Genomic DNA, 7,982 nt, shown 5'->3' with positions numbered 1-7,982 from the left:
GATGGGGTTTTGTTTTGGGCGGCCGAAAAGTTCAGTCGTCGTAAATCAACCTGCCAACCCTGGGCTTCCTCTGCGCAATTGCTCTCATAAAACGGGTCATTAGCACGCCGTTCGGGAATTCGATGCAAAGTGTTTCCGCATTTTTGGTATGGTGCAGCACATTTTCACAGGGATTGAGCTTTCATCCGCAGGACGCGGCGTCGACCTTCTTCAACGAGATGCTGTAGAAATGCCTGAACCGATACCGATCAAAGATCACGAAAAAGAGAACCGCCTGGTCAACAAGCGCCTGCTCGCCTGTGCGCTGTTGGTGATTGGCATTACCTGCGCGCTAGTGGGGCGCATGTATTTCCTGCAGGTCGTACAGTTCGACTATCACTCGACGATTTCTGAAAACAACCGTGTCCACGTGTTGCCGATCACTCCCACGCGCGGGTTGATCTATGACCGTAACGGTGTGGTACTGGCCGACAACCGCCCCAGCTACAACCTGACCATCACCCGCGAACGCACCACCGACCTCAAGGGCGAGCTGGACGCTATCGTCAGCTTGCTGCACTTGCCTGCCGAAGATCGCGCTGTCTTCGACAAGGCGCTGAAGCAGGCACGCCATCCCTTCGTCCCTGTGACCTTGTTTTACGAGTTGACCGAAGAGCAGATCGCGCTGCTGGCCGTGAACGAGTTCCGCCTCCCAGGTGTAGACGTAGAACCGCAGTTCGTCCGCCATTACCCGTTGGGCGCTCACTTTGCGCACTCCATAGGTTACGTAGGCCGGATCAACGAGAAAGAATCCAAAGCCCTCGACTCCGTGGAGTACCGCGGTACGCAGTCCATCGGCAAGACCGGTATCGAGCGCTTTTACGAGTCGGAGCTGCATGGCCACGTCGGCTATGAAGAAGTCGAGACCAATGCGCAAGGCCGCGTACTGCGCGTACTCAAGCACACCGACCCGATTCCCGGCAAAAACATCGTGCTGAGCCTCGACGTGCATCTCCAGGAAGCGGCGGAAGAAGCCTTGGGTGATCGCCGTGGTTCGGTGGTTGCACTGGATCCCCAAACCGGTGAAGTACTGGCCATGGTCAGCAAGCCAAGTTTCGATCCGAACTTGTTTGTCACCGGTATCAGCTTCAAGGAATACGCCGCGCTGCACGATTCTATCGACCGGCCGCTGTTCAACCGTGTGCTACGTGGTCTCTACGCGCCAGGCTCGACCATCAAGCCGGAAGTCGCCATCGCCGGCCTGGACAGTGGTGTTGTCACTGCTCAAACCCGAGTATTCGACCCTGGCTACTACCAGTTGCCGGACTTTGACCACAAATACCGCAACTGGAACCACAGCGGCGACGGTTGGGTAGACATGGACGCGGCCATCATGCGTTCCAACGACACCTATTTTTACGACTTGGCCCACAAGCTGGGCATCGATCGCCTGCATGACTATCTGGCTGAGTTCGGTCTGGGCCAGAAGGTCTCATTGGACATGTTCGAAGAGTCCGCCGGCCTGATGCCTTCCCAGGCCTGGAAGCGCGCCACGCGTCGCCAACCCTGGTTTCCGGGTGAAACGGTGATCCTTGGCATCGGCCAGGGCTACATGCAGGTCACACCGCTGCAACTGGCCCAAGCCACTGCACTGATTGCCAACAAAGGCGTGTGGAACCGACCGCATTTGGCCAAGACCATCAACGGCGTGCCGCCAGTGGATGAAAACCCGATGCCGAACGTGGTCCTCAAGGACCCACGTGATTGGGAACAGGTCAATCACGGCATGCAACTGGTGATGCACGATCCGCGCGGCATCGCCCGTGCTGCCGCACAAGGCGCGCAATACCGCATTGCCGGCAAGAGTGGTACGGCGCAAGTGGTAGCGATCAAGCAGGGCGAGCGCTACAACCGAGAGAAGACCCTGGAGCGCCATCGCGACAACGCCCTGTTCGTCGGCTTCGCGCCGGCCGAACACCCGAAAATCGTGATTTCGGTGATGATCGAAAACGGCGAGGCCGGCGGCCGCGTGGCAGGCCCTGTGGTGCGCCAGATCATGGACGCCTGGCTCCTCGACCAGGAAGGCCATCTGAAACCCCAATATGCGACGCCGGCCAAAGCGCCCGGCGATCCCAAGGTATGATTCAGGCTTTCCACTCGTCCCATTGGTCTACGTCTTCGTAGGACAGCCAAGGCACATCATGGGCGGTCCAGATGTGCGCTGTAGGCCTGACGCCCGGATCATCGTCCAGCGTCGCCACCCGTACAATGACGTGGGGCTGATGCCCACGCTCTGCCATCAGGTGTGAGCCGCAGCGCGAGCAGAAATGCCGGAGTTTACCCGGCGACGATTCGAAGGACGCCAGCAACGCCTGGCCCTGCGTCCAGCGAAAGTGTTCACGCATTACGCCGGCTGTCGCCACAAATGCCGCCGCATGTACCTTGCGGCAACTGTCGCAATGGCAGTGGCTTATGGGCATATCCAAGCTGTCGAGTTGATAGTGCACGGCCTTGCAGAAGCAACTTCCATGGAGCTGTTGAGTCATCGTGATCACCTCAGGGGGAGGGGGATAATTTACCTTTCGCCGACACGCTGCGCATCACAGTCATACAAGCCATTGCCCTTATTCCTACATTGCTCTAAATTGCGAAGCGTTCTCATTCGTGCGCAATATCATTATGCCTTTGTCTGCTGGGCCTCATTCTTCCCACGAACCCATTGGCCAACTCTACGGTGACCACCACCGCTGGTTGGTCAGCTGGTTACGTTCGCGCCTGGGTTGCTCCCATCAGGCGGCTGACCTGGCTCAAGACACCTTCATCCGTTTATTGCTCGCCGAGCGCACGCAGCCGGTAGCCGCTGAATTGAAGGAGCCACGGCACTTCCTAGTGACGATCGCCAAGCGAGTGATGATCGACAGCTTTCGCCGCAAAGCCCTGGAGCAGGCTTATCTCCAGGCCCTGGCCGAGCAGCCGCGAGCCTATGCCATCTCGCCGGAGGAGCGGCTGTTGGTCATCGAAACCCTGCAGCGCCTCGATGCCATGCTCGATGGTCTTGGGCGCAAGGCCAAGCGCGCCTTCTTGCTCTCACAGTTGCAGGGCATGCCTTACAAGGACATCGCCGAACAGCTACAGGTCTCGGTAAGTTCGGTGACCAAATACATTGCCAAAGCCACCGAGCATTGCCTGATCTTCGCCTTGGAGCATTGAAGGTGACCCATGACGCGCAACGCCAAGCCCTCAGCGCGGCAGCCCACTGGGTCGCCCGCCTGGCGGCCGAGCCCGGAGACCCTGAGTTGCACGCAGCTTGGCTCGCCTGGCGAGATGAACACTCGCTGAATCAATGGGCTTGGCAGCGCGTGGAGATCCTGCAAAACCAACTCCAGTGCCTGCCCGGCGCGGTCGCCGTCAATGTGCTGGACGTCGCTACCGACCAGTCCCGACGATTTGGCCGCCGTGCGCTGCTCAAGAGTGTGGTGGTCGGTGCCGGCGTGAGCGCCATCGGCTGGTCCGGCTATCGACAGGCGCCGTATTGGATGGCCGATCAACGCACCACCACCGGCGAGCGTCATAGCTTGCGCCTGGACGATGGCACACGGCTGTCCCTCAATACCGCCAGCGCCGTGGATATCCACTACACCGCCGAGCAACGCTTGCTGATCTTGCGTGCCGGAGAAATCCTCGTGGAAACGGCCCCCGACCCGCGTCCTTTTCGGGTGCGCAGTGCCCAAGGTGAAATGCGCGCGTTGGGCACGCGTTTTACCGTTCGCCAGTTCGATGACTTCACCGGCATGAGCGTATTGCAACACGCGGTGGCGGTGCGTCAGGGCATCGAACCGGCGGAAACCGTGATCACAGCCGGCCAGACTGTCACGTTCGATACCCGGCGCATGCTCTCCCTTCGGGCCAACGAACCTGGCGAAGGCGAATGGGCGCAGGGTCGGCTGATCGTCGACAACTGGCGTCTGGATCGCCTGCTGGCCGAATTGTCGCGCTACCGGTCGGGTTACCTGGGATGCGCGCCTGAAGTCGGCCATCTGACAGTCTCGGGGGCTTATTCCCTGGACGATATCGACCTTGCCCTCAACGCCTTGACCCACGCGCTGCCGGTGCGTCTCAGGGCACGCACCCGCTATTGGACGACCGTCGTCCCGCACGGTTGAAAATAATTATCAACAACTGTTGTCGATTTACCGCCCTTCGTTCGACTCCTCCTGCAAACCCCCTTCATTCGCTTCAAGTCATCAGGAGTCAACATGCGCGCAGGGCAAACCTCAGTCGCCACTCAGCCGCTTCGGTCATTTCGTAAAAAGCCTATGCAGGTCGCGCTGTTTGGCGTGTCGTTGATGGTGCAAGCCGGGCTGCTTACCCCTTTATTTGCGGCAGGCTCCAGCGCCATGGCGGCCAGCCAGCAGCGGGCTTTCTCCATCGCCCCAGGCCCGCTGGGCTCGGTATTGAGCCGATTTGCCAGTGATGCTGGCGTGGTGTTGTCCTTCGATTCGGGCCTGACCGCCGGCAAGCAAAGTGCCGGCCTGCAAGGTACTTACAGCGTCGAACAAGGTTTTGCCCAACTGTTGACGGGCAGCAACCTAGCCCTGTCCGGCAATAACGACGGCAGTTACGGCTTGGCGCCCCAAGCCAGCACGGGCACCCTGAGCCTTGGCGCCACCAACATCAACGCCGAAGGGCTGGGTCTGACCACCGAAAACAGCGGTTCCTACACCACGGGTGCGGCCAGCACGGCGACGAAGCTGCCGCTGTCCCTGCGCGAAACGCCGCAGTCAGTCAGCGTAGTCACCCGCAAACTGATGGACGACCAGCACCTGTCCACCCTCAGCGAAGTGCTGAGTTTCACCCCTGGTATCAGCAGCAACCATCGAGACAGCGAGCGCTACTCCTTTTACTCCCGCGGTTTCGAGATCCAGAACTTCCAGTACGACGGCATTCCGTCCCAGATCGCCAACGAGTCCCAGCAATATATCGGCCCGCTCTCCGACATGGTCATCTACGATCGGGTTGAGGTGGTGCGCGGTGCCACCGGCTTGATGAGCGGTGCAGGTACGCCGTCGGCCACCATCAACCTGGTGCGCAAGCGCCCGACCAAAGACTTCCAGGCGCACATTGCGGGAGAAGCAGGCGCCTGGGATCGCTATCGCTCCGAAGTCGACGTGTCGGGCCCGTTGACCGAAACCGGTAATGTGCGCGGGCGTTTTGTCGCGGCGTACCAGAAACAGAAGTCCTTCGTGGATTGGTACAAGCAAGAAAAGCGTGTGATGTATGGCGCGCTGGATATCGACCTGAATGACAGCACCACCCTGCGCACCAGCCTGGATTACCAGAACAACGATGCCAATGGCACCAGCTACGGCCATATTCCGTTGTTCTACAACAATGGCCGCCAGACCGATTTTTCCCGCTCCTTCAACCCGGCAACACGCTCCAGCTACATGGACAACACCAGCTACACCTTCAGCACCATGCTGGACCATAAGCTCGACAACGACTGGAGCCTGAAGACTGCCTACAGCCATCAGTATTCCTATCGCAAAGGGCAGGGTGCTTCCGCCAGTGGCAGCTACCCGGACCCGATCACCGGCCAGGGCGCCAAGGCGTTCATCTACCGTCTCGACAGCTACCAGACCCAGGACACGCTCGATGTGTACGCCAATGGTCCGTTCCAGCTGGGAGGGCGTGAGCACGAGTTGGTAGTGGGCGCGAGCACTTCGCACACTCACCTGAACTTCCCCAACTACAGCAGTACCCTGGCCGGCCAGGACAATGACTATGGTGATGTGGACAACATCTTCACGTGGGACGGCCGGCAGTATGGGCGCCGTTCCTACAATGAAGCCGGGGGGGCCGTTACCACCCTGCAACAGACCGGTGTGTATGGCGCTTTACGTTTGAAGCCGATGGACCCGCTGACCCTCATTCTCGGCACCCGCGTCAGTTGGTGGAAGCAGCTCGACGAGGTGACGGAATACGCCCCCTACTCGCAAAAAACCGACAAAACCAAAAAGACCGGCGTTGTGACCCCCTACGCGGGCATCATCTACGACCTGAACGACACTTACTCGGTCTACGCCAGCTACACCAGCATCTTCCTGCCGCAGACGTTCTACAAGACCGCCAGTGGCGGCTCGCTGGCCCCGCTGGAAGGCGACAACTACGAGATCGGGCTCAAGGGTGAATTCTTCGACGGTGCCTTGAACGCGAGCATCGCCCTGTTCGACATCGAGCAAAAAAACACCGCCGCCGACTCGGGTAACGATGCCAGTGGCAAAACGGTCTACAAGGCCATCGCCGGCACCACCACGCGCGGTGTCGAAACGGAGATTTCCGGTGAAGTGGCCGCCGGTTGGAACGTATTCGGCGGCTACACCTACCGCGAGTCGCACTCCAAGGACGGCGAACGCGTGCAGGTCAACCAGCCGCTCAACCTGTTCAAGCTGGGCACCACTTACCGCCTGCCGGGCGCCCTGAACCGCTTGACGGTGGGTGGCAATGTCACCTGGCAGAGCGAGATGTACGCCACCACGCAGATCAACTACACCGGCCCGTACTACAAGGCAGTGCAGGATCCCTTCGCCGTGGTCGGTCTGTTGGCCAACTACCAGGTGGATGAGCATTTGTCGGTGGGGCTGAACGTTAACAATCTGTTCGACAAGAAGTATTACGACGGCATGGGCACGTTCAACTCGGGCTCCTACGGCGAGCCGCGTAATGCGATGGTCAACGCCAAGTGGACGTTCTGAAGTAAGTCGCAACACCAATGCGCGGCCGAAAGGTTGCGCATTGTTCGATGTCGCCTACTGTCAATGGAGGAGGTGACTTATGCACGTATTGGATCGAATCGAACGAAAAGTCCTGCTCAACGTTTCACGTAAACAAGTCTGGGAAGCCCTCACCGATGCCGAGCAATTCGGCCAATGGTTTGGTATCGCCCTTAAAGGCAAAACCTTCGTTGCCGGGCAAAGTATCGAGGCGCCGATCACTTATCCGGGCTACGAACATGTGATCTGGAAGGCCAGGATCGAACGCATCCTGCCGCAAACACTGTTCTCGTTCTGGTGGCATCCCTTTGCGGTAGAGGAGGGTGTCGACTACGACCAGGAAACCCCAACGTTAGTGGAATTCACCATTGAGGATCGGGCGCCGGGCATTCTGCTGCGGGTGGTCGAATCCGGGTTCGATACCGTGCCTGAGGCACGACGGCAGAAGGCCTTCAAAATGAATTCCCGTGGCTGGGACGAACAGATGGGCAATATCGAAAACTACCTGAGCCGGGCCCGCCAGGCTTGAGGGTAACGGGCATCCTCAGTGATGCCCGCCTTTCACGGGTCTCAGCCTTCGTGAGCGGTGGTGATCTCCAGGGTGTCGGTGTAAATCACCACCACACTCTGCCCGACCTTGAGGTCTTTGAGGCCGGCACGGATTTCCGGTTTCTCAACGTTCAACACCTTCGTCGCACCCGCTGGATTCTCCAGGGTGACCTGGTTTTTCTTCAGGTCGATATGGGTGATCTTCAGTTGCACCTGCACCTGGCGGAAGGCAGCGCCACCTGGGTTGGGGTTGTCGGCTGTGGCGCGGATCACGCCGGTTTTTTCGCTGGCGTCCGGTGCGCTCTTGTCCACGTCGGTGTCCAGCACGGCCGCGACCGAGTGGGTGGTCAATACCTTGACCTGGTCGCCGACCTTGAGGTTGCCCAGGTCCTTGGCGGCATCGGTGAGCTGCACATGCACCTCACGGCCCTCGGCACCCGCAAGCACGACTTGATGCTTGGCGGCATCCACTGCCAGCACCTTGGTGGTGACTTCATCGGCTTCAAGGGATTTGGACAGCGGGATATCGGCGGCATGGGCCACCAGGTGGCCGGCAGACAGCAGGGTGGCCAGGGCAATTGCCTGGCGCAGGGAGCGAGATAACTTCATTGTCGGGACTTCCATGTGAGAGGAGCCCTGAGTCTAGTGGTGAGCCGGCGATGCGCAAATCTGCCGGCTCAC

7 protein-coding genes are annotated in these 7,982 nt (G+C 59.6%); 5 read left to right on the top strand and 2 right to left on the bottom strand.

The features are described 5' to 3' along the window. Positions 1–229 precede the first annotated feature (229 nt). The gene (gene mrdA / locus HX868_RS30245) at positions 230–2,122 is read left to right on the top strand and encodes a penicillin-binding protein 2 (protein ID WP_016974809.1); all 1,893 of its coding nucleotides are present in this window, start codon (positions 230–232) and stop codon (positions 2,120–2,122) included. A gap of 1 nt (position 2,123) precedes the next feature. Here the strand turns inward: mrdA and HX868_RS30240 are convergent, their stop codons facing one another. Continuing rightward, complete coding sequence (locus HX868_RS30240) at positions 2,124–2,525, bottom strand: GFA family protein (protein WP_177005384.1); 402 nt, start codon at positions 2,523–2,525, stop codon at positions 2,124–2,126. 133 nt (positions 2,526–2,658) lie between these two features. On the opposite strand from HX868_RS30240, the gene HX868_RS30235 reads away from it, so the two are divergent. The 4 genes from HX868_RS30235 (at position 2,659) to HX868_RS30220 (ending at position 7,281) form a co-directional block, all read left to right on the top strand. Then, entirely contained in the window at positions 2,659–3,189 is a 531-nt protein-coding gene (locus tag HX868_RS30235; RefSeq protein ID WP_177005386.1) for a sigma-70 family RNA polymerase sigma factor, read from the top strand. 2 nt (positions 3,190–3,191) lie between these two features. Next, complete coding sequence (locus tag HX868_RS30230; protein WP_177005383.1) at positions 3,192–4,142, top strand: FecR domain-containing protein; 951 nt, start codon at positions 3,192–3,194, stop codon at positions 4,140–4,142. Positions 4,143–4,235: 93 nt separating this feature from the next. Continuing rightward, positions 4,236–6,734: a TonB-dependent siderophore receptor gene (locus HX868_RS30225; RefSeq protein ID WP_177005382.1), complete on the top strand. Its 2,499-nt coding sequence runs from the start codon at positions 4,236–4,238 to the stop codon at positions 6,732–6,734. 79 nt (positions 6,735–6,813) lie between these two features. After that, positions 6,814–7,281 (top strand): SRPBCC family protein, encoded by a 468-nt coding sequence (locus tag HX868_RS30220; protein WP_177005381.1) that lies wholly within the window; start codon positions 6,814–6,816, stop codon positions 7,279–7,281. A 41-nt stretch (positions 7,282–7,322) separates the two neighbouring features. Here HX868_RS30220 and HX868_RS30215 read toward each other — a convergent pair whose 3' ends face one another. Continuing rightward, entirely contained in the window at positions 7,323–7,910 is a 588-nt protein-coding gene (locus tag HX868_RS30215; RefSeq protein WP_177005380.1) for a hypothetical protein, read from the bottom strand. Between the last annotated feature and the right edge of the window lie 72 nt (positions 7,911–7,982).

The sequence above is a fragment of the Pseudomonas reactans genome (assembly GCF_013385825.1).
Taxonomy (GTDB): domain Bacteria; phylum Pseudomonadota; class Gammaproteobacteria; order Pseudomonadales; family Pseudomonadaceae; genus Aquipseudomonas; species Aquipseudomonas reactans.
This window is presented reverse-complemented; position numbering and strand designations above follow the sequence as displayed.

Excerpts from the sequence above, each read along its gene's own strand:
- mrdA (WP_016974809.1), top strand. The coding sequence starts at position 230 with ATGCCTGAACCGATACCGATCAAAGATCACGAAAAAGAGAACCGCCTG.
- HX868_RS30240 (WP_177005384.1), bottom strand. The coding sequence starts at position 2,525 with ATGACTCAACAGCTCCATGGAAGTTGCTTCTGCAAGGCCGTGCACTAT.
- HX868_RS30235 (WP_177005386.1), top strand. The coding sequence starts at position 2,659 with ATGCCTTTGTCTGCTGGGCCTCATTCTTCCCACGAACCCATTGGCCAA.
- HX868_RS30225 (WP_177005382.1), top strand. The coding sequence starts at position 4,236 with ATGCGCGCAGGGCAAACCTCAGTCGCCACTCAGCCGCTTCGGTCATTT.
- HX868_RS30220 (WP_177005381.1), top strand. The coding sequence starts at position 6,814 with ATGCACGTATTGGATCGAATCGAACGAAAAGTCCTGCTCAACGTTTCA.
- HX868_RS30215 (WP_177005380.1), bottom strand. The coding sequence starts at position 7,910 with ATGAAGTTATCTCGCTCCCTGCGCCAGGCAATTGCCCTGGCCACCCTG.